This is a genomic window from Bacteroides congonensis (genome assembly GCF_900130125.1).
In the GTDB taxonomy this organism is placed as follows: Bacteria; Bacteroidota; Bacteroidia; order Bacteroidales; family Bacteroidaceae; genus Bacteroides; species Bacteroides congonensis.
The window spans coordinates 1,489,041-1,510,130 of record NZ_FQXY01000011.1; the positions used below are offsets into that span (position 1 = coordinate 1,489,041).

Below are 21,090 nucleotides of genomic sequence, written 5' to 3' on the forward strand. Positions count from 1 at the left end.
CATCTTATTTTCTCTGGAAACTGATTGAATAACAAAATGAAAATTGAATGTATGAAAAATCTGATTTATACCTTCGTGGGTAGCGCAACGCTTGTGTTGTTGACTAGCTGTAGTGCAGAGTTCGAGAACGGAACTCCCGAACCATGGCAACGCGAAATCAACCCCAATGAAAATTATGAGTACACCATCAAGCACCCTTGTCTGGTGAACACCGAAGCCGATTTTGAACGTGCACGCCGTAAAGTGAACGAACGTGCCGAACCTTGGATTAGCGGTTGGGAAAAATTGTGTGAAAGCCGATTCGCCCAACTGAGCTACAACTCAAACCCGCAGGAAGAAATTGTACGTCACTCGCAAGGTGGCAACTTCAACACGGCTGCTTTTGATGCCGGTGCCGCTTATCAGTTGGCTTTACGCTGGAAAATATCGGGAGATGAAGATTATGCGAAAGCGTCTATTAAAATTCTGAACGGATGGGCTAAGACTTGTAAAGGGGTGAACTATAAAACGTGGCCTGACGACAGCCATCGCCTGCTTGCTGCTGGATTTATCGGTTACCAGTTTGCTGCTCCTGCCGAACTGATGCGCGACTATGAAGGCTGGAAAACCGAGGATTTCGAAATCTTCAAAAAATGGATGGACAAAACTTTCTATCCCATTTGCAACGATTTTTTAGATAATCACTTCAACTCCGCAGCTATTGTGGGGTGGATGAGTTGGGATTTGCCTGCCATGCTCACCATTCTTTCTATCGGTGTACTGAACGATGATGATGCTAAGATAAGACAAGCTTTGGAGTTTTTCTACCATGGAAAAGGTATGGGGTGTATCGAATGGTCGGTGAAAGGAATGCACGAAGACCCTGAGGGAAAAGTGAAAGGCAGACATTTGGCACAGAGCCAGGAGATGGGACGCGATCAGGGACACGCCACTCTCAATGTAGGCTTGCACGCTTACTTCTGCCGTACGGCTTATAACATGGGCATTGACCTCTTTGCTTACAACGACCACATCATTCTCGACCTCTGTGAATATACAGCTAAGTATAACTTGACTTCGGCCGAAGATGTGGAAATGCCTTTCGAACCTTACTATCACCCTAAATATGGCTGGCACGAGAAGGTTTCCGCCGACGGTAAGGGACGTGCTCGTCCGGGATGGGAACTCCTCTACAACCATTATGCCAAGGTGAAAGGTATGAACGCGCCCTATTCGCAAGCCTTTGCCGAAAAAGAACGTCCCGAAGGATATGGCGAGCGTGGCACTGCCGAAGCAGGCGATTTGGGATTTGGAACATTATTGTATACTGAAGAATAACTTTTGGGATTTTCCTACTGATTTCAAGGAGTTAAGAGGTTAGACTTTTAACTCCTTGATGTTACTCAGTGGAAACCTCACAACCCTTTCCTTATGATAAATAGATTATTTTCTACCTTATTATTTCTTTCCTGTCTCTTTGGTGGTTTACCTCAAACGGCAAAGGCGCAAAACAACGAGTGGGAAAATCCTGTCAAATATGAGTGGAATAAAGAGAAACCACATGCTGACTTTCGTCTCTACGAACAGGCAGAGGATGCAGTGAACGACAAACCCCGAAAATCGTCTTGGCAACATTCGTTGAATGGTGTGTGGAAGTTTATCTATGCCCCTACTATAGCAGCGAGCATAAAAGATTTTTATCGGATAGATTTACCCGACAGTAATTGGGATACAATAACAGTTCCTTCTAACTGGGAAATCCAAGGATTTGGTGAACCGATAATCCGCAACATTCAGTATGTATTTTCATCCAATCCACCTTATATTGACGTAGACAATCCTGTGGGTACCTATCGGCGCACATTTACGGTTCCTCGAAACTGGCAGGAGCGCGAAGTATTTCTGCACTTCGGATCCATTAGCGGCTATGCCCGCATTTATGTGAACGGGCAGCAAGTCGGAATGACCAAAGCTTCCAAAACACCGGCTGAATTTAATGTGACGAATTATCTGAAAGAAGGAGAAAATTTACTGGCAGTACAGATTTATCGCTGGCATGATGGCAGCTATATGGAAGACCAGGATTTTTGGCGACTGACCGGGATTGAACGTGATGTATTCTTGCAAGCTTACCCTAAACTGACTATTTGGGATTTTTTCTTAAAATCAAGTTTGGATAGTATATATAAGAATGGTATATTCAATGCCACCGTAGATTTGCGTGAATTTACAGGTAATAATGTAAAAAAAGGAACACTCAAACTGGAATTATTGGATAAAACCGGCAAAATAGTTTTGTCACAACAAAAGAAATTTGACATAGAAGATGAGTTTACCCAATTAGCTTTTTCGGGCGTCATTAAGAATGTATCCAAATGGAATGCTGAAAAGCCATCTCTTTATGATTGTGTCATCACACTTTGGGATGATAAAAACAAGCAGCTTGCAGTTACTGCCTGTAAGACAGGTTTCAGAAAGATAGAAATAAAGAATGCTCGATTATTGGTGAATGGTGTTCCGACTTATATAAAGGGCGTGAACCGTCATGAGCATAATGACAGTTTGGGGCACGTCCAAACTCGCGAAATTATGATGAATGACCTGAAATTGATAAAACAACTGAATATGAACGCTGTTCGTACCAGTCATTATCCCAATCATCCGTTGTTTTATAAATTATGTGACCAATATGGCATTTACATCATAGATGAAGCCAATATTGAAACCCACGGAATGGGCTCAGTTCCTTATTTCAAAGATACCATTCCGCATCCTGCTTATCGTTCCGAATGGTATGCGGCTCATGTAGACCGTATCACCCGTATGGTGGAAAGAGATAAAAACCATCCGTGCGTCATAGGCTGGTCGTTAGGGAATGAATGTGGTAATGGAATCGTATTCCATGATGAATATAAACGTCTGAAAGAATATGACCCAAGTCGTTTTGTGCAATTCGAACAGGCTTGGGAGGACTGGAATACAGATATTGTATGTCCGATGTATCCCAATATGTGGAAAATAACGGAATATGCCAAGTCCGGTAAACAGCGCCCCTTTATCATGTGTGAGTATGCCCATGCCCAGGGGAATAGTAATGGTAACTTCAAAGACCTTTGGGATGTTATTTATGACAGTCCAAATTTGCAAGGTGGTTTTATTTGGGATTTTATGGATCAAGGGTTTAAAATGAAGACAGAACCAGGAGACGGACGCATCTACTGGACGTACAATGGAAAAATGGGAAGTTATAAATGGCTGGAAGATAGGAAAGGGGAATTAAATACAGGAACCGACGGCTTAATTTCTGCTAATGGCATTCCCAAACCACAAGCGTATGAGGTAAAGAAAGTCTATCAGTACATTCAGTTTAATGCGAAAGATTTGAGTAAAGGGATTATTTCAATCAGGAATCGTTATGATTTTACCAATCTGAATGAATATGCTTTTACTTGGGAAGTATATAAGAACGGAGATAAGTTCTCTACAGGAAATTTCAATGTTGAATTAAAACCTCATGCGGAAAAAGAGGTGCGTTTAAGCCTTCCTGTTATCCCGAAAGATGGAAATGAGTATTTTCTCAACCTCTATGCCTATACAAAGGTTGCTACCGATTTAGTTCCTGTACATTATGAAGTAGCTAAGGAACAGATAAAGCTAAATAAAGGTAGTTTCTTTGCTTCTCTTTCGGCTTGTTCGGGTAAGTTGTCTTATGAAACGAAAGACCATGTTTTATCTTTTCAGTCGGGTGCCGTCTCCGGTAAGATTGATTTGAAAAAAGGAGTGCTGTTTAATTATAGCATAAACGGCAAACAACCCATTAAGCAATATCCGGAACCGGCTTTTTGGCGTGCTCCGGTTGACAATGATTTCGGGAATAAAATGCCCTGGTTGGCAGGTGTCTGGCGGACAGCACATGTGAACCGTTATGTGAAGAACGTGGTTATAGAGGAAAAGAATGAAAAAGGATTGTCCATAAAGGTTGATTGGATATTAAGTGACATTCAGGTTCCTTATACAATGGAATATTTGATACGTAATAATGGTTCTATTATCGTGACAGGAAGTATTGACTTGACAGGAACGAGACTTCCCGAACTTCCCCGCTTTGGTATGCGGATGGAATTGCAACAACCCTATGGGAATCTGACATATTACGGCAGAGGTCCTTTGGAAAACTATATCGACCGTTATTCAAGCTCGTTCATCGGACGATATGAGGATAAAGTCGACAATCAGTTCTATTGGTATATACGTCCACAGGAAACCGGAAATAAAACGGATGTTCGTTGGCTGGCTTTATTGAATAGTGAAGGAGAGGGAGTGAAGATTACAGGTCTGCAACCTATCGCATTTTCCGCTCTGCATTTCTCACCGGAAGACCTTGACCCCGGTTTGACCCGCAAAATGCAGCATACCATTGATATTGTTCCGCAAAAGAATATTTTCCTGCATGTTGATTTGAAGCAACGCGGGTTAGGCGGCGATAATAGTTGGGGGATGTATCCACACAATAAATATCGTTTGCTTGATAAAAAATATGTTTATAGCTATATGATTGAATTGATAGAAAAGAGTTCAGATTAAGGCTGTTGTTTGAACAAGTGACAGATAAAATTTTCAATAGTATTGAGTAAATAATTTCACTCCTTCGTATTTGTTTATCATATACAACAAATACGAAGGGGCTACTTTTTTAAAAAAGGAATGTGCTCTTTTGGAGATTTTTATGTATGTTTGTCACATGTTTAATATGAAAGGAAGCAGTTGTAAGTGAAAGACACGATTAAATATCTGATTCTTATATTAATATATTTGGCTTGTGGTATGGAACTGCAAGCCCAGAATTACACATTCCGTAATGTCGTCATGTCCGATGGACTATCCGGACTGTTGGTCAATGCTATTTATAAAGATTCCGAAGGCTTTGTGTGGCTAGGGACAGATAATTGTCTCGACCGTTTTGATGGCGTGAAAGTGCGCCATTTTGAATTCCGGGGCATTGAATCAGGAAGAAAGAAACGGGTAAACAGCGTTACAGAAACAGCCAACAAACAGCTTTGGGTAGGAAATGGAATCGGACTCTGGCGATTGAACCGTACAAACAGCCAATTGGAAAGGATTGTCCCCGAAAAGATTGATTTTGCCGTAAATACCTTGTTGGCTAATGAGGATATTCTTTATATCGGCACAGAGAAAGGCTTATTCATTCATAAAGACGGTCAATTGCTACAGGTTCTGACTGACCGGAATATGCTTGCCGCTTGTAATAGAATCATGGATATTTGCCTGAATGAAGACAAGACCGTATTATGGCTGGCTACGGTGCAGGGACTGTATTCTTATTCACTGAAAGACGGCAAGATTGATTCCTGGCATTTTCAGGAGAATGTGCCTGAAGCCGATTATTTCCGTTGCCTTACCCGTATCGGCGAAACGCTCTATCTCGGTACAATGAGCCAAGGTGTAGTACGTTTCGATACAAAGAAGGAATCATTCTCTCATGCGGTATCTTTAGGGTGCGATGTCATTTCCGATATTTCCAGCGATGGTAAAGGGACTGTGTATATAGCTACTGACGGTAATGGCGTCCACTTCCTTTCACACGAAGACCAACAAGTGACACGTCGTTTTTACCATGATGTCAATGATAAGGAAGGAATTCGCAGTAATTCTATTTATTCCTTACTTGTAGATGATAGAGGTGCCGTCTGGGTGGGGCATTTTCAGGCAGGACTGGATTATTCACTCTATCAGAATGGTCTTTTCCGTACGTATGCCTATCCGCCTTTGTTCAATTCGGCCAATCTTTCCATCCGTTCTTTCGTAAACAAAGGGCAAGAGAAGGTCATCGGTTCGCGTGACGGCTTGTTTTATATAAATGAAGCTACCGGAGTAGTGAAGAGCTTTGTAAAACCCGTCTTGACCTCGGATTTGATACTGACAATCTGTTTCTACCAGGGAGAATATTACATCGGTACGTATGGTGGCGGTATGATGGTATTGAATCCGGAAACGCTGTCTCTTAAATATTTTGCACAAGGTGATACGGAGCTTTTCCAAAAAGGACATATCTTTTGTGTGAAACCGGATGCCAAAGGAAATCTTTGGATAGGTACTTCACAAGGACTTTTCTGTTATAACGGGCAGACCAAACAGATCAAGCACTTCACCAGTGCCAACTCCCAACTGCCGGAAGGCAATGTGTATGAAGTCAGTTTTGACTCTACCGGCAAAGGATGGATTGCTACCGAAACCGGTATGTGTATTTACGACCCGGCTTCCCAAAGTTTGCGTTCCAATGTCTTTCCCGAAGGATTCGTGAATAAAGATAAGGTGCGTACAATCTACGAAGATGCTGAACACAACCTCTATTTTATCCGTGAGAAAGGAAGCCTGTTTACATCCACTTTAACGATGGATCGTTTTCAGAACCGCTCTATCTTTTCTACTCTTCCGGACAACTCGCTGATGTCCGTAATAGAAGATAACCAGGGATGGCTGTGGGTGGCCTGTAATGACGGGTTGCTGCGTATCAAAGAAGAGGGAGAGGAGTATGATGCTTTCACTTTCAATGATGGAGTGCCGGGGCCAACTTTTACGAATGGAGCTGCTTATAAAGATGAAAAAGGACTATTGTGGTTTGGTAACACTAAAGGACTGATTTATGTCGATCCGAAACATGTGGACGAAGTGCGTGGCAATGTTCGTCCGATCGTATTTACCGACATATTAGCTAATGGTGTCCCTTTTACCAGCTCCTCTTTGAAATACAATCAGAATAATTTGACTTTCTGTTTCACAGACTTTGCCTATGGTCTCCCATCTGCCTTACTATATGAGTATCGACTGGAAGGAGTGGACAAGGACTGGAAATTATTGGCGGCACAGAACGAAGTTTCTTATTACGGACTTTCTTCCGGGACTTATACTTTCCGTGTACGCCTTCCGGGAAATGAGCAATCGGAAGCTATCTGTCAAGTGACAGTGCGTCCAATGATACCTTGGTGGGGATGGTCGCTTTCCGTTTTATTAATCGTAGGAATTATAGCCTTTATACGGTATTATGTCTGGAAACGTATGCGTCGTTTGCATGTTTCTTCTGCTTCATTGGTTTCGGCATCATCAGCAGAAGAGGAGATACAGCAAAGAGAACAGTCTGTAGAACATCCGGAAGTAATTTCAGAGCAACAACCGTCCGTTGCTGAAGAGAAATATAAGACCAATAGACTGACTGAAAAGGAATGTAAAGAACTTCATAAGAAACTGGTGGCTTATGTGGAGAAAGAAAAGCCATATATCAATCCTGATTTAAAAATGGGTGACTTGGCATCTGCATTGGATACTTCCTCACATTCATTATCGTATCTCTTGAACCAGTATCTTAATCAGTCTTATTATGACTTTATCAACGAATACCGCGTTGCCCAATTCAAAAAGATGGTAGCGGATATCCAATATTCCCGTTATACTTTGGCTGCACTGGCGGAACTTTGTGGATTCAGTTCGCGTGCCTCTTTCTTCCGTTCATTTAAAAAAAGTACGGGGGTGACTCCGAATGAGTATATTCGTAGCATTGGTGGCACTACAAAAGAAGAGTAATACCAGTCCGGTATTTCTTTCTGTGGTTTCTTGTATGTCATTCATGTGTTTCATGTACTTCTTTCTGTGGTCTCATGTACTTCTTTCACCGGATTCATGTACTTGAATTACTCCGATGTCCTACATGTTTGGCTCCTTGCTTGTACTTGTTTTATTCCGACTCTCTCACTTGCATTGTTTTTATTGAGATTTGTATATATTTTATATCATATAAACAGTTGGGGTTTACTGCCACTACTGCCAACTGCCACCATAGGCATATTTGACAGTACTTTTTTCCTTGTTTTTCTTTCTATTTGTTGATAATCAGGTTAGTATATTGTTTTTATAGAATTCGTTTTTATTTTCTTTCTATCTTGAAGTCTTCTTCTTTAATACTCATGTTTTACTTATATTGTTTATATAAATTAATGATCGAGAACCCATGGAGAGTATAGGGCTATTGCAATGCGAGAAAAACGGAATAGTAATAATTACTTATATTTAGACTTTAACATACTCGGTTTTTCAAAAAAAATATGCCTATAGGTGGCAGTTGGCAGTATGGCAGTAACTATGGAAGTGACTGTTCTTTATATATGTATGATATAGAGTGAGTTATGGCGTATCTGCTTGTTGGTGTACTGCCAAATGTATCATCTGTTACTGCCACTCGAAATGTTAATTTGAAAATCCTTGTATGGTAATTATTGCTTATGCTCCTTCGGGCGTTATGGAGCTATCGTAAAAAAGGTCTCCGATACTCTTCGAATAGCGCTTATTGAGTCTCATTCTATAAAATGAGACTCAATGAATTGTCTATGTAATTCTCTGATAATGAGAAATATAATTAAAAATTAGTCTGTCTTGATGCGTTGAGATTGATATGCTCTGTTTTTCGGCTGTTATATCCGGAATCCCCTCTATATTTGCACCGTGATTAAAACCGAAAAAGATAGTATTATGGAGACAACGACCCACACTTCCGACAGTATCATCACCCGTTCTTATGAAGAATATTATCAGGTGATTCTTACCTATATTACTTATCGTATCACTCATCGTTATGAAGCTGAGGATCTGACCCAAGATGTATTTGTACGTCTGTTGGACTACAAACAGATGCTTCGTCCGGATACAGTGAAATATTTCCTGTTCACTATTGCCCGTAATATCGTGACCGACTATATCCGCCGCTATTATAAGAAGCAGGAGATAGACAGTTATATCTATGATACGATATCTACCTCAACCAATGAAACCGAAGAAAAAATTATCGGTGATGATTTAATGACAATGGAACGGACACGTCTGGCTGCCATGCCCGAACAACGTCGGTTAGTTTATACATTGAACCGTTATGAAGACAAGTCATCTGCTGAAATAGCAGAAGAAATGCAACTCAGCCGTCGTACAGTAGAGAACCATTTATTTATAGGTCGTCGTGAAATGCGTGAGTTCTTCAGAAAATGTATTTAATCTTATTTATTTAATATATAATCCTTTGTGCTTATGGAAAAAGAATCAGAATCTATGAAGAGACATCTTGATGCCTCATTTAATTTTAGAAAACAAGAAATAAATACTATTTTTAAACCTCAAATTTAATTTTATGAAACGAAGAGGATTAATTTTTAATTCGCGGCCTAACAAGACAGCAGTGTTTGCGTTAGGATTAATGCTGGGACTTTGTCCTGTTTCAAAGGCATGGGCCGATACGAATATGAACGATAGCCAAGTGGTGGCGCAGGCTCAGAAGAAAGTGAAAGGTCAAGTGGTTGACGTAACGGGTGAACCTTTGATTGGCGTGAATATCAGCGTGATAGGCGGGACAGAAGGAACTATTACCGATATTGACGGGAATTATACAATTAATTTGCCGGCAGGTGCGAAACTGAAATTCAGTTATATTGGTTATAAAGACCAAATAATAGAAGTGGGCGTCCAAACAGTTGTCAATGTGAAAATGCAGGAAGACAGTGAAGTGTTGGATGAAGTCGTGGTAGTAGGATATGGTTCACAGAAAAAGGAGACACTGACAGGTGCGGTAACTGTCGTTTCCGATAAAATGTTGAAGAATAAAGGAACGATGTCCAGCCCGTTGCAGGCAATGCAGGGACAGGTTCCAGGTGTTACGATTACCCGTAATTCTGCGGCTCCGGGTGATGAAAGTTGGGGGTTGAAGCTACGTGGTTCTGTTTCTGCAAATAGTGCGGAACCGTTGATTGTTATTGACGGAGTTGCTTACGACGGTGTGAATGCATTGCGGAATATTAACCCTTCCGATATTCAGTCTATCAACTTCCTGAAGGATGCGTCAGCGGCTATCTACGGTTCGCGGGCTGCAGGCGGTGTGGTATTGGTGACCACCAAACAAGCAAAAGAAGGTAAAGCAAGAATAGAGTATAGTGGTTCATATACATATAAAATGGTAGGGTTGCAACCGGAATTGATGACTATGAACGAGTGGGCGAATGCAGTATTGCAAACTTGTCTGAATGACGGTCAGCCCGATTCATATTCGTGGGTTAAATATGCGAAAATGGCATTGGCGAATGAAGGCAAATATATTGACTTGGATCATAGTGCCAATCCTTTTGCTCCCAGCTATTCGGATGTGATGGATTTTGTGTTTATGGATACCAACTGGCAGGATGTATTGTTCGGAAATTCTTATTCCACCCAACATGACCTGGCTATTTCTGGTGGTACGGAGAAGAATTTGTACCGTTTGTCCGTAGGATACATGTATGATGACAGTAACCTGAAATGGGGGAATAACAACAACCAACGTTTCAACCTTCGTCTGACTAACAAACTGAAAGTCTTTGATAACTTCGCTATTGAATCTGTCATCGCTTACAATCGTCAGGATCAGGTAGCACCATCACAACTGAATAAAACGCTGACTTCCAGCTATCCGCAACCGGGGCTTCCGGCTTCCACCATTGACGGGAAACCGTATTCGTGGGGAACATGGCTGTCGCCCATCTGGTTTGCCGAGTTGGGTGGTGATAATAAGTTGAAAGTCTCTGAAATCAATATCAGCGAAAAGTTCACTTACAATATCAATAAACACCTGGATGTAGTGGCCAATCTTGGTTATAACTCCGGCGTGGCTTCACGTGACATCAAGAAGATGGCTATTACTTCCTATAATTATGCCGGAACTCAAATAAACACGAAGGCCGACGGCTACAAACAGGAGGAATCATCTTACGAAAAAACGAGTTCACGTACTGATTTCTATTCTATGACAGGTTATGTTGACTATCATAATACATTCGCGCAACATCATAATGTAAGTGCGATGGTCGGTGCCCAATATGAATTGAAAGAATATGATTATTTTGGTGTATCGGTGAAGGATATTCAGAACTCATTGGAAACGGTAAATGGTGCAGGGCTTGTGAACCTGACCGACAAACATGGTACGAAATGGCATGAGGCTGTGATGTCCTATTATTCCCGTTTGAATTATAATTATAAGTCTAAATACCTGTTGGAAGTAAATATGCGTTATGATGGTTCTTCCAAGTTCAAACCGGAAAACCGCTGGGACTTCTTTTACGGTATATCCGGTGGATGGCGTATTACGGAAGAAGCGTTCATGAAGAATATCAAGTGGCTGAACGATTTGAAAATTCGTCTTTCATATGGTGAAGTGGGTAATCAGAGTGGTATCGACCGTTACGACGGTACACAGTTCTATAAATTTGAATCACAGAGCGGAGCTTATATTGGTCCCAACAAAGGTACTATCATAGATACAAACGGTAAAATCGCTTCTTTAGGACGTGAATGGGAACGCATCAAGAATTATAATCTGGGATTGGATTTCTCCTTGTTCAATTCCCGCCTTACAGGTACTGCCGAGGTATATATGAAGCGTAATGACAATATGTTGATAAACATCTCTTATCCGGGAGTTCTGGGTGATAACGCCGGTATGTCCAACAACGGAAAGTTCAAGTCGCATGGTTGGGAAGTTATGCTGAACTGGTCTGATAAGATTGGAAAAGACTTCACTTACCACGTAGGAGGTACTTACTCCTTCAATACCAATAAACTGACGGATATCGGTGCGGTATCAGTTTTGAAATCCGGTTTCGTTGACAAACAACAAGGCTATCCGTTGAACAGTATCTTCGGCCTGCGTTATGCCGGCAAGGCACAAACGGAAGAAGAACGCCAGAAGTACTTATATAGATTCCTTACCGGAAACACTATCGGACTGACCGAACAAAACTTCCGTCTGGGAGATAATATGTATGCCGATGTAAACAATGACGGTAAATTGGATCAGAATGACATTGTTTATCTGGGTACGGACGATCCGAAAATCTCCTTCTCATTTAATGTAGGAGCAGAATGGAAAGGTTTTGATTTGTCATTGGTTTTCCAGGGAGCTGCCAAACGTACTATTTTCCGTACGGGAGATAATAACGGTAATGAGATATGGCGCATACCGATGAAGGCATTGTACCTGAATACTTCGAATCAGTCTGTAGGTAATACATGGAGTCCTGACAACCGGGGTGCTCATTATCCTACATATAGTAATAAGAATGAGATTAACGACTACAACTATCAGGCTTCTTCCTGGTCGGTAGAAGATGGCTCTTACATTCGTTTGAAGAATGTGACGCTGGGATACAACGTGCCTTCTGCGTTTCTGGCTAAAACGAAGGCAATCAGTTCATGCCGTGTCTACGTAGCGGGAGCCGACCTTTGGGAATATTCTAAGATTAATGACGGCTGGGATCCGGAAGCAAGTCGCAAAGTGTCAGCCGCAGGACGTTTCCCCTTTGTCCGTACAGTGACTTTTGGATTAAATCTAACTTTTTAATGTATGAAGATTATGAAACTATATAAGAAAGCCCTTTTGATTGTATCGCTTGGCTTGACACTGAATTCGTGTCTGGACCTTGATCCGCAGGACCAGTTGGCAGATGGTAATCTGTGGGGAGCAGCAGATGACTTTAAATATTTTGCAACCAATTTTTATGGTTGGACACGTGATTTCAAGTCAGTTATTTCTGACGGTGCACATTCCGACTGGCGTTCGGACTTGATGACTTCCAGTTCCGTAAATATGTACAGTAACGGTAGCAATCCGATTCCGACTTCCGACGGTAACTATACAAGCAATTATGCTCATATCCGCCGCTGTAATCTGTTGCTGCAAAAGGCGGCATCTTTTTCCGGCACTGGTGATATCAGCCGTTATGTAGCGGAAGCCAAGTTTTTCCGTGCTTATTCTTACTTTGATTTGGTGCAGTTGTTCGGAGATGTGATTCTCACCAAAGAACCGTTGGATATTACTTCACCCGAGTTACGGATGAGCCGGAATGGCCGTAGCGAAGTGATTGACTTCGTGATTCAGGATTTGAAAGATGCGGCTGAAGTTTTGCCGGAAACTATCGCGACGGATGATGAAGGACGTATCTCCAAATGGGGAGCCTATGCGTTCCTTTCACGTGTTGCTTTATATGAAGGTACATGGCAGCAGAATCGCAATAATGAAGAACGTGCCAAAGCATTGTTGGGCATTGCTGCGGACGCGGCGAAGAAAGTAATCGACAGCAAACAGTTCGAACTTTTCAAACCTGCTTCTTTGGGTGATATGGCTTACAAATATCTGTTTATATTGGAGAATGTACAGTCTAATCCTGCCAATCTGACTAAAAGTGCTAATAAAGAATATATATTCTATCGCCGCCATGATGAAACGATCGCTCCTATCGGGACTAATATTACTCACGGTTGTGTGGCTAACGTGCAATATATCAACCGCAAGTTTGTGAATATGTACTTGTGCAGCAATGGATTGCCGATTGAACATGCAAAGAGTGCCGATGTATTTAAAGGATACGGCGGACTGACTACGGAATTCGAGAACCGTGATAACCGCATGAAGAACTGTCTTCTGGCTCACGGAACCAAATATTGGGATAACGACAAACCGCGTATCGACTGGAAAGGCATGGAAGGAGAAGATGCGACGAATGCTATTACATGCAATGTTTTCCAAGGTTCCGGTTATCAGAATCAGAAATGGGGTACGGAGCGTAAAGTTGCCGATACATTTGAAGGTTATGACTTCCCGATTATCCGTTATGCAGAGGTTTTGTTGAATTATGCGGAAGCCATGTATGAATTGGGGACTACCGGTAAAGCTCTGGACGATGCATTGAACATTTCGTTAAATCTGGTTCGTCTCCGTGTGAACCCCGATATGCCAAAACTGACAACTTCTTTTGTTTCGGAAAACAGCTTGGATATGCGCGAAGAAATCCGCCGTGAACGTACCATCGAATTGTATAACGAAGGTTTCCGTATTGATGACCTGAAGCGTTGGAATACGGCTATTGTAGAGATGCCGAAACCTATTCTTGGGGTGAAATGGACAGGAACGGACTTTGCTACTTCATGGGCGGGTGCTTCTACGATGGCAAAAGATTCGGAAGGTTGTTTGATTTTGGAAGGCGGCCGTCGCTGGGGTAGTAAGAACGACCTGTATCCGCTTCCGGTAGACCAATGCCAGTTGAATCCGAATTTGGGACAGAATCCGGGATGGCAATAATCAAGTCAGAAATAACTTAAAGAATAAGAATCATGAAAAGAGATTATATAAAATATTTTGTCGGACTGGCTGCTTGTTCGCTTTTAGGTCTGACTGCATGCGATGATGATAAGGATTTGGGAGGGAAGATGGATGAGATGATTACAATATCCGCCATTACTCTTGAAGATACTCAATATGACGCAGGAAACAAAACGATTTGTTTGCTGAAGAATAAGGAACTCCAGCTCTCTTGGAGTATCATGCCCGAAAGTGCGACTAATACGAATGTACAATGGACATCGTCTGATGAATCTGTTGCGACAGTTACACCAGAAGGTCTGGTTATGACTAAAGATAAAGTGGGAAAAGCTATCATAACAATGACACCGGAAATAGGCTTCGGGCCTGAGGCGACTATCGTCACCAGAACAGTTGAAGTTATGGACGAATATACCTATATGTCGGCCGTCAATATAACTAATGTTCCGGTAGAAGAGATTGCGGCAGGCGATGAATATCAATTAACCGTTTCTTCAGAACCGGCAACTACTACGTTCAAGCGTTATAAATGGACAAGTAGTAACCCGGAAGTAGCTACGGTGGATGAAAAGACAGGATTGGTGACCGGAATCAGCAAAGGAGATGCGACTATTACAGTGACAGCTGATGATTTCAGTTCGAATCCGGTGTCTGCAAGTTGCAAGATAGGGGTTAAGATAGTAACTCCAATTACCGGAATGACGTTTACTGAAGATGCGGAACTTAATCAATTAGGATATGGACAGGAATATCAGATTAAGTACACATTGGAACCGGTAGATGCTACTGCTTCGCTGCTGACTTGGACGAGTGATAATCCTGATATGATTAGTGTGGATAAGACAGGAAAATTGAAAGTACATACTACTAAGGCCGCTTCTGCTGTGATAACAGCTTCTTATGGCCCTGTTGTACAAAATGTAACTGTCACAGTTGCCGATGGACGTTTCTGGTATTCATTAGGTAATGGTTTGGGTAACGGACTGGATAATAATTGGTATTTGGATGGCAACAATGCGTCTGTCGTTTCATCTGACGGAAATAAGACCACTGTTCAGATGGGCTCCGGATACCGTGGTGACTTATGGCTTGCAAGAAATGGTAAAGGAAAAATTGTAAATGTAACTCCTGCTGATTATAGATATTTTGCCATTAAGATAGGATTTAAATCTCAATTGATTCCAGGAAAGAACAAACCCAATGGCTGTATTAAATTAGAGATTTTTGATGATGGCATTAAGAAAATCGGTCCTGAATATTTTGGAACAGGCGGAGATGCTAATAATAGATACGAGATTCTGGGTGCAAGTGAGATTTCGACTACAGAGCCAAATGTCTTGTATTACGACTTACAGTCAAAATATAAATCTGTGACTCCTACAGATTGGAATCAGGTATTTGATTTAGTGCAATGTAAGTTTGTAATTGCCGATTTCCCGGAAACTGCTCAGACTTATGATCTTTACTGGATTCGTTCTTTCAAATCCATAGAGGAACTTCAAGCTTTTGTAGATAGTGAAAACAATACTAACGAATAACTACCATGAATAAGATGAAATTATATACAATAATAGGAGCAGGGCTTTTTGCCCTGACTTCTACCACGCTTTTAGCATGTAGCGAAATAGAAGACGGCTCTAATGATATGAGCAGTTGGCCGGAAGTAAAAGATTATGTTACGACCTTGGAGCATCCTTGCATGCTCCATACGGAAACGGATTTTGAGTTCGTAAAAGGAAAGGTACAATCCGGTGCACAGCCTTGGAAGAACGCATTCGACCATTTAACTCGTGGTGGAAACAACTTGTCGCAATCCGGCTATAAGGCATCTCCTGTGAAATTGTTGGCGCGTCTCGACCAGAATAACTGGGCGGGTAAATATCCTAATGACTGGAATAATTACACGAAATTGATGAGAGATGCCGCAGCCGCCTATCAATTGGCTCTTCGATGGAAATTGTCAGAGACGGATGGCACACAATATGCAGATGCAGCTATTGCTATTCTGAATGATTGGGCTAAAACCTGTACCGGTTTTATCGTGAACGATAAAGGGGAATTTATAGACCCGAACGAGTTCCTGATTTTTATACAAGTGCATCAAATAGCAAATGCAGCGGAAATAATGCGCTCTTACTCCGGATGGCAGGAAGCTGACTTTGCTAAGTTCAAATCATGGATAGCCGATGTGTTCTATCCTCATATTACGAAATTCCTGTCCACACACAATGGCAACGAATGTGCGCTTCATTATTGGCTGAACTGGGATTTGTCTGCAATGACTGCATTGCTTTCTATCGGTATTCTGACAGACGATAATTTCAAAATCAATGAAGCCATTCAATACTTTAAGTTTGGTATCGGTTCGGGAAATATAGGAAACGGTGTTCCGTTTACGCACCTGGATCCGGATAGTAATGAAATGCTGGGACAATGCCAGGAATCAGGTCGCGACCAGGGACATGCCACTTTGTGTGTCAGCTTGCTAGGCGCTTTCTGCCAGATGGCAAAGAATGTGGGTGAAGACCTTTTCATATTCGATGATGGACGTGCGTTGGCTATGTGTGAGTATGTGGCTAAATACAATATCGGTGGTGCTGAAACCGGTAGCTCAAGTGCTAGCTGGAAGATGACTGGTTTTAGATATACGGATAATGACTTGCCTTATACTACCTATACCAATTGCAGCGGTAGCTGGGATACAATTTCGGCACAGGAAAGAAGAGAAGGAAAAGATTCCCGTGGTGAGGTGCGTCCTGCATGGGAATTGGTGAACCGTCTGGCACAGGATTATGGAAAATCGAGTATCTATGCCAAGATGTGGGTTGATAAAATGCGTGAAAATGCATCACGCGGAAATTCCGATGGTGGGGCAGGTGATTATGGACCTAATAGCGGCGGTTATGACCAATTAGGATTCGGTACATTGATGTTTGCCAAAGAATAAATATAAACGATTCCGTACCGGATGAATTATAAACGGGGAGAGGTTAAGCAAAATCTCCCCGTTTTTTATTTCAGGGCTGTCAATTATATCTTGTTATATCCCGGAAAACAACCTTGTTTCCGAAAAAGCAAGATACATCTTCATAGAAAATATATAATTTTGCCACAATTGTGTTTTACTTAATTTTATATCGTATGAACAAGAAACTATTAATGTATTTGTTTGGGGTAATGATATGCTTTATGGCTGCTTGCTCCGATAATGAAGATGAACAACCGAAGCCACAGGAACAACCCAAGGAAACGCCGGAAGTGATAATAGAAATAGTAGAGACTCTGGAAGAGACAGTGCCTCAGGCTAGTGACTTTGTTGAAGTGTTGAAGAAAGCCGATCTGACAGGAGTGACTGCTGAGAAAATCACTGTATTTGCCGTCAGGAATGAACTTGCTGACACAAGGGCGAAAGCAGGACTGGATACTGTGTCTGTGAAACGTCACATTGTTGTCGGTACTTATAAAAAAGAAGAGTTGACGGACGGGCAGGAACTGACGAGTGTGAGCGGTGAGAAATTATTAGTTTCCAAAGCAGGCGACGAAATTTCAATAAATGGTGTGGTGGTAGCGGGAGAACCGGTACAGGCAGGTGATAGTTATATCTATGTGGTTCCCAAGTTGATACCGGCACGTGAAACCGGCTCGTCCGAACCGATATTGCATCGTACCACATTTAAGGTCATGAAGTTGACAGGAGATGATTACGGCAATTGTATACCATTAGAAGGAGTTGTTGTAAAAGCCTTGAATAGTACCAGGGATTCTTTGGAACGTAATGTAACGAATAGTTTGGGTGAAATCACAATCAGTCACGCTTCCGATACCATTTTCTATCAATTATATAGAGCCGGTTATCAAACGTACGTTGATTGGAATGTCGATGGCAAGATTGACGGGAACGAACAGATACCGGAAGGGGGACTGAATATGGTTATCTATACAGATACCGGAAATAAGACAGAATACTGCTTCATGAAAGAGCAGGCAGATGATGAACTGCCATTAGACAAGGCAAAGGAACAGTGGCAGTCTTGCATTAAGAATTTTTATGACCAGAACCGTATTCTTAATCAAAGGCTGTGTTACGGATATGGCAATTTCTCGTATCGCAATGATATTGATTCGTGTTCTTATGAATATTGGAGAACGGCTTATAAGGCAATAGATTTAGGTGCGGGCTTGCAGAAGAAAGGTACAGATGCAGATGCTTCCTGGAAGGACTTCTTTAATTCGGTACAAATTGACATGAGTCTGATTTATGCGGATGTACTGGGATTTTATAATCAGGTTGCGGTATGGGATGCCGGAAATGATAAGTTTGTATGTACGACGGATGCCTTGACCAATTCTTTGAATGAAGCGGTACAACATCTTCCGGAACAACAGAAGGGAGCTGCTTATGCGATAGCCGCAAGGGTTTACCTGAGCCAGAAAAGATATCAAGAGGCGTATGAATATTGTAAAAGAGTGATAGATATGGGGCGATATGCACTTGTTTCGAATACAGACGTATTCTCCAGTAGGGCTAATAAGTCTGTTGTTTGGGGAGACTATGACGATAGCGTTTTCTCGTGGAGTGGCTTGAGTAAAGGCCTTTATTATCATCCTGTCCGCTATCAGGAAGTTCTTCTGATGTATGCGGAAGCGGCCAACGAATTGGGGAATATAGCGGACGCGATAGCACCTTTGAACCAAATAATGCAGGCGGAGGGCAAAGTTGAAATAGCACCTGCCGGTTCTACAAAGGAAGATATTAGAAACCACATCAATACGCTGTTTAGTTCCTATTTGCAATATGAAGGCTTGGAATATTCAACTTGGAGACGTTGGGGAGTACTGGATGCAAAGATTGGAAACAGGTTTGGCTATCAGTCTCCTAAGAACTCATTGCTCCCGATTCCTAAGGCAGCCTTGATGCAATATCCTGAACTGAGACAAAACGCAGGATATTATTAAGCAAGCGGCTATGGTCAGGAAATCTTTCCGGATAGCCTGATGAATAAGACAGGCTTGAAGAGGGAAACTGATAGATTGGAAGATTTACAGAAAAAATATTGGAAGGGGATTAGGTATTTACCTAATCCCCTTCGTATATATAAGCAAATAGGTCAGTAAATAGATTGTTTTAGGAAAGAGAATATATTCAGTTCTCCGATAGATTAGTTTTTATAAAGGTGGAAAGAACCTGTTTTTAGGAATAACAATTGAATTTAGAAAAGAATTATTAGTTAGGTACTATGCGTAAAAAGATTCTGTTTTTAGCAGGAATGATGGCTTGCTGCACCATGGCAGGCGCACAAGAAATTTCAAAGACCTGGGTGGCTGATAAGGGAAACGGTACTTATCAGAACCCGGTTCTTCATGCTGATTATTCCGATCCGGATGTTTGTGCAGCCGGAGATGATTTCTATATGACAGCATCCAGTTTCAATTGTATCCCGGGTATTCCTATCCTTCATTCCAAGGATTTGGTGAATTGGTCGCTGGTGAACTATGCGTTGCCGGTGCAGGAACCGGAAGAGTTTTTTGAGATGGCACAGCATGGAAAGGGCGTATGGGCACCGTCTATACGTTTCCATAACGGGGAGTTTTACATTTACTGGGGCGATCCTGATTTTGGAATCTACATGATAAAGGCGAAAGACCCCAAAGGGGAATGGAGCAAACCGGTGTTGGTAAAGGCAGGAAAAGGAATGATTGATCCGACTCCTCTTTGGGACGAAGACGGTAAAGTATATCTGGTACATGCCTATGCCGGAAGTCGTAGCGGAGTGAACAGTATCGTGGTGATTTGTGAACTGAATGCCGAAGGAACGGAAGCAATATCCGCTCCTGTCATGGTATTCGACGGAAATGATGGAAAGAACCATACGGTAGAAGGCCCGAAACTTTATAAACGTAACGGATACTATTACATATTTGCTCCGGCAGGTGGAGTAGCGACCGGTTGGCAACTGGTACTTCGCTCGAAGAACATCTATGGCCCTTATGAATCGAAAATCGTCATGGCGCAAGGAAAGACGAATATAAACGGCCCTCATCAGGGAGCTTGGGTAGACACGAATATGGGAGAATCCTGGTTCGTTCACTTTCAGGATAAAGGAGCTTACGGACGTGTGATTCACCTGAATCCGATGGAATGGAAAGCAGACTGGCCGGTAATCGGAGTAGATAAGGACAAAGATGGTTGCGGAGAACCTGTCACTTCATATAGAAAGCCGAATGTAGGAAAGACATATCCGGTAGCCACACCGCCCGAGAGTGATGAATTCAACACCCGCCATTTGGGATTACAGTGGCAATGGCATGCCAATAAGCAGGACACTTACGGGTTTACTACCGATTTGGGATACATTCGTTTATACGCAGGCAGCCTGTCAAAAGAATTTGTGAACTTCTGGGAAGTACCCAACCTGCTGATGCAGAAGTTTCCGGCGGAAGAATTTACAGCAACCACGAAGCTGACTTTTACAGCCAAACAGGACGGCGAACAAGCCGGACTGATTGTGATGGGATGGGATTACAGTTACCTGTCCGTTCGCAAAGCAGGCGATAAGTTTATTCTGCAACAGGCAGTCTGCAAAGATGCGGAGTTGAAAAATCCCGAACAGGTGAAAGAACTTGCCAGTTTTCCGGTAGAATATCTGAAGATGCCGGGTGTGGCGGACAATGAATGGAAAACAGTTTACTTACAGGTAAAAGTTCGTAAAGGAGCAGTTTGTTCGTTTGCTTATAGCCTGGACGGAAAGAAATATACGACGGTAGGAGAGAACTTCACCGCCCGTCAAGGTAAATGGATTGGAGCAAAAGTCGGTGTATTCTGTGTGACTCCCAATGAGGGAAACCGCGGATGGGTGGATGTCGACTGGTTCCGGATGACTAAGTAAAAAAGAATAAAAATAGATAGATTAAGAATTAACGCGAAG

General features: G+C 42.1%; 10 protein-coding genes. All 10 read left to right on the forward strand.

Annotated elements, in window-relative coordinates; genetic code table 11:
* The first annotated feature begins 51 nt into the window (after positions 1 to 51).
* The 10 genes from BQ7997_RS23395 to BQ7997_RS23440 all read left to right on the forward strand — a co-directional run bounded on the left by BQ7997_RS23395 (position 52) and on the right by BQ7997_RS23440 (position 21,051).
* Positions 52 to 1,317, forward strand: coding sequence for an alginate lyase family protein (locus BQ7997_RS23395; protein ID WP_229087886.1), 1,266 nt, complete (start codon positions 52 to 54; stop codon positions 1,315 to 1,317).
* 93 nt (positions 1,318 to 1,410) lie between these two features.
* Positions 1,411 to 4,563: a glycoside hydrolase family 2 TIM barrel-domain containing protein gene (locus BQ7997_RS23400; RefSeq protein ID WP_073348248.1), complete on the forward strand. Its 3,153-nt coding sequence runs from the start codon at positions 1,411 to 1,413 to the stop codon at positions 4,561 to 4,563.
* 186 nt (positions 4,564 to 4,749) lie between these two features.
* Positions 4,750 to 7,578 (forward strand): ligand-binding sensor domain-containing protein, encoded by a 2,829-nt coding sequence (locus BQ7997_RS23405; protein WP_073348249.1) that lies wholly within the window; start codon positions 4,750 to 4,752, stop codon positions 7,576 to 7,578.
* 942 nt (positions 7,579 to 8,520) lie between these two features.
* Positions 8,521 to 9,036 carry a sigma-70 family RNA polymerase sigma factor gene (locus BQ7997_RS23410; protein WP_073348250.1) on the forward strand — a complete coding sequence of 172 codons (516 nt, stop codon included), beginning with the start codon at positions 8,521 to 8,523 and terminating at the stop codon, positions 9,034 to 9,036.
* 133 nt (positions 9,037 to 9,169) lie between these two features.
* On the forward strand, positions 9,170 to 12,406 hold the full coding sequence (locus BQ7997_RS23415) for a SusC/RagA family TonB-linked outer membrane protein (RefSeq protein ID WP_073348251.1): 3,237 nt from the start codon (positions 9,170 to 9,172) through the stop codon (positions 12,404 to 12,406).
* Positions 12,407 to 12,418: 12 nt separating this feature from the next.
* Positions 12,419 to 14,143 carry a RagB/SusD family nutrient uptake outer membrane protein gene (locus tag BQ7997_RS23420; protein ID WP_394333752.1) on the forward strand — a complete coding sequence of 575 codons (1,725 nt, stop codon included), beginning with the start codon at positions 12,419 to 12,421 and terminating at the stop codon, positions 14,141 to 14,143.
* A 32-nt stretch (positions 14,144 to 14,175) separates the two neighbouring features.
* Positions 14,176 to 15,702, forward strand: coding sequence for an Ig-like domain-containing protein (locus BQ7997_RS23425; RefSeq protein WP_073348253.1), 1,527 nt, complete (start codon positions 14,176 to 14,178; stop codon positions 15,700 to 15,702).
* A 5-nt stretch (positions 15,703 to 15,707) separates the two neighbouring features.
* A complete protein-coding gene (locus tag BQ7997_RS23430) occupies positions 15,708 to 17,111 on the forward strand; it encodes an alginate lyase family protein (protein WP_073348254.1) in 1,404 nt (467 codons plus the stop codon).
* Positions 17,112 to 17,305: 194 nt separating this feature from the next.
* Complete coding sequence (locus tag BQ7997_RS23435) at positions 17,306 to 19,120, forward strand: RagB/SusD family nutrient uptake outer membrane protein (RefSeq protein WP_139260970.1); 1,815 nt, start codon at positions 17,306 to 17,308, stop codon at positions 19,118 to 19,120.
* A 281-nt stretch (positions 19,121 to 19,401) separates the two neighbouring features.
* Entirely contained in the window at positions 19,402 to 21,051 is a 1,650-nt protein-coding gene (locus BQ7997_RS23440) for a glycoside hydrolase family 43 protein (protein ID WP_073348256.1), read from the forward strand.
* Positions 21,052 to 21,090 lie beyond the last annotated feature (39 nt).

Bases quoted from the DNA above. Each gene is read 5' to 3' on its own strand.
- BQ7997_RS23440 (WP_073348256.1), top strand. From the start codon at position 19,402: ATGCGTAAAAAGATTCTGTTTTTAGCAGGAATGATGGCTTGCTGCACC.
- BQ7997_RS23425 (WP_073348253.1), top strand. From the start codon at position 14,176: ATGAAAAGAGATTATATAAAATATTTTGTCGGACTGGCTGCTTGTTCG.
- BQ7997_RS23415 (WP_073348251.1), top strand. From the start codon at position 9,170: ATGAAACGAAGAGGATTAATTTTTAATTCGCGGCCTAACAAGACAGCA.
- BQ7997_RS23410 (WP_073348250.1), top strand. From the start codon at position 8,521: ATGGAGACAACGACCCACACTTCCGACAGTATCATCACCCGTTCTTAT.
- BQ7997_RS23430 (WP_073348254.1), top strand. From the start codon at position 15,708: ATGAATAAGATGAAATTATATACAATAATAGGAGCAGGGCTTTTTGCC.
- BQ7997_RS23395 (WP_229087886.1), top strand. From the start codon at position 52: ATGAAAAATCTGATTTATACCTTCGTGGGTAGCGCAACGCTTGTGTTG.
- BQ7997_RS23435 (WP_139260970.1), top strand. From the start codon at position 17,306: ATGAACAAGAAACTATTAATGTATTTGTTTGGGGTAATGATATGCTTT.
- BQ7997_RS23420 (WP_394333752.1), top strand. From the start codon at position 12,419: ATGAAACTATATAAGAAAGCCCTTTTGATTGTATCGCTTGGCTTGACA.
- BQ7997_RS23400 (WP_073348248.1), top strand. From the start codon at position 1,411: ATGATAAATAGATTATTTTCTACCTTATTATTTCTTTCCTGTCTCTTT.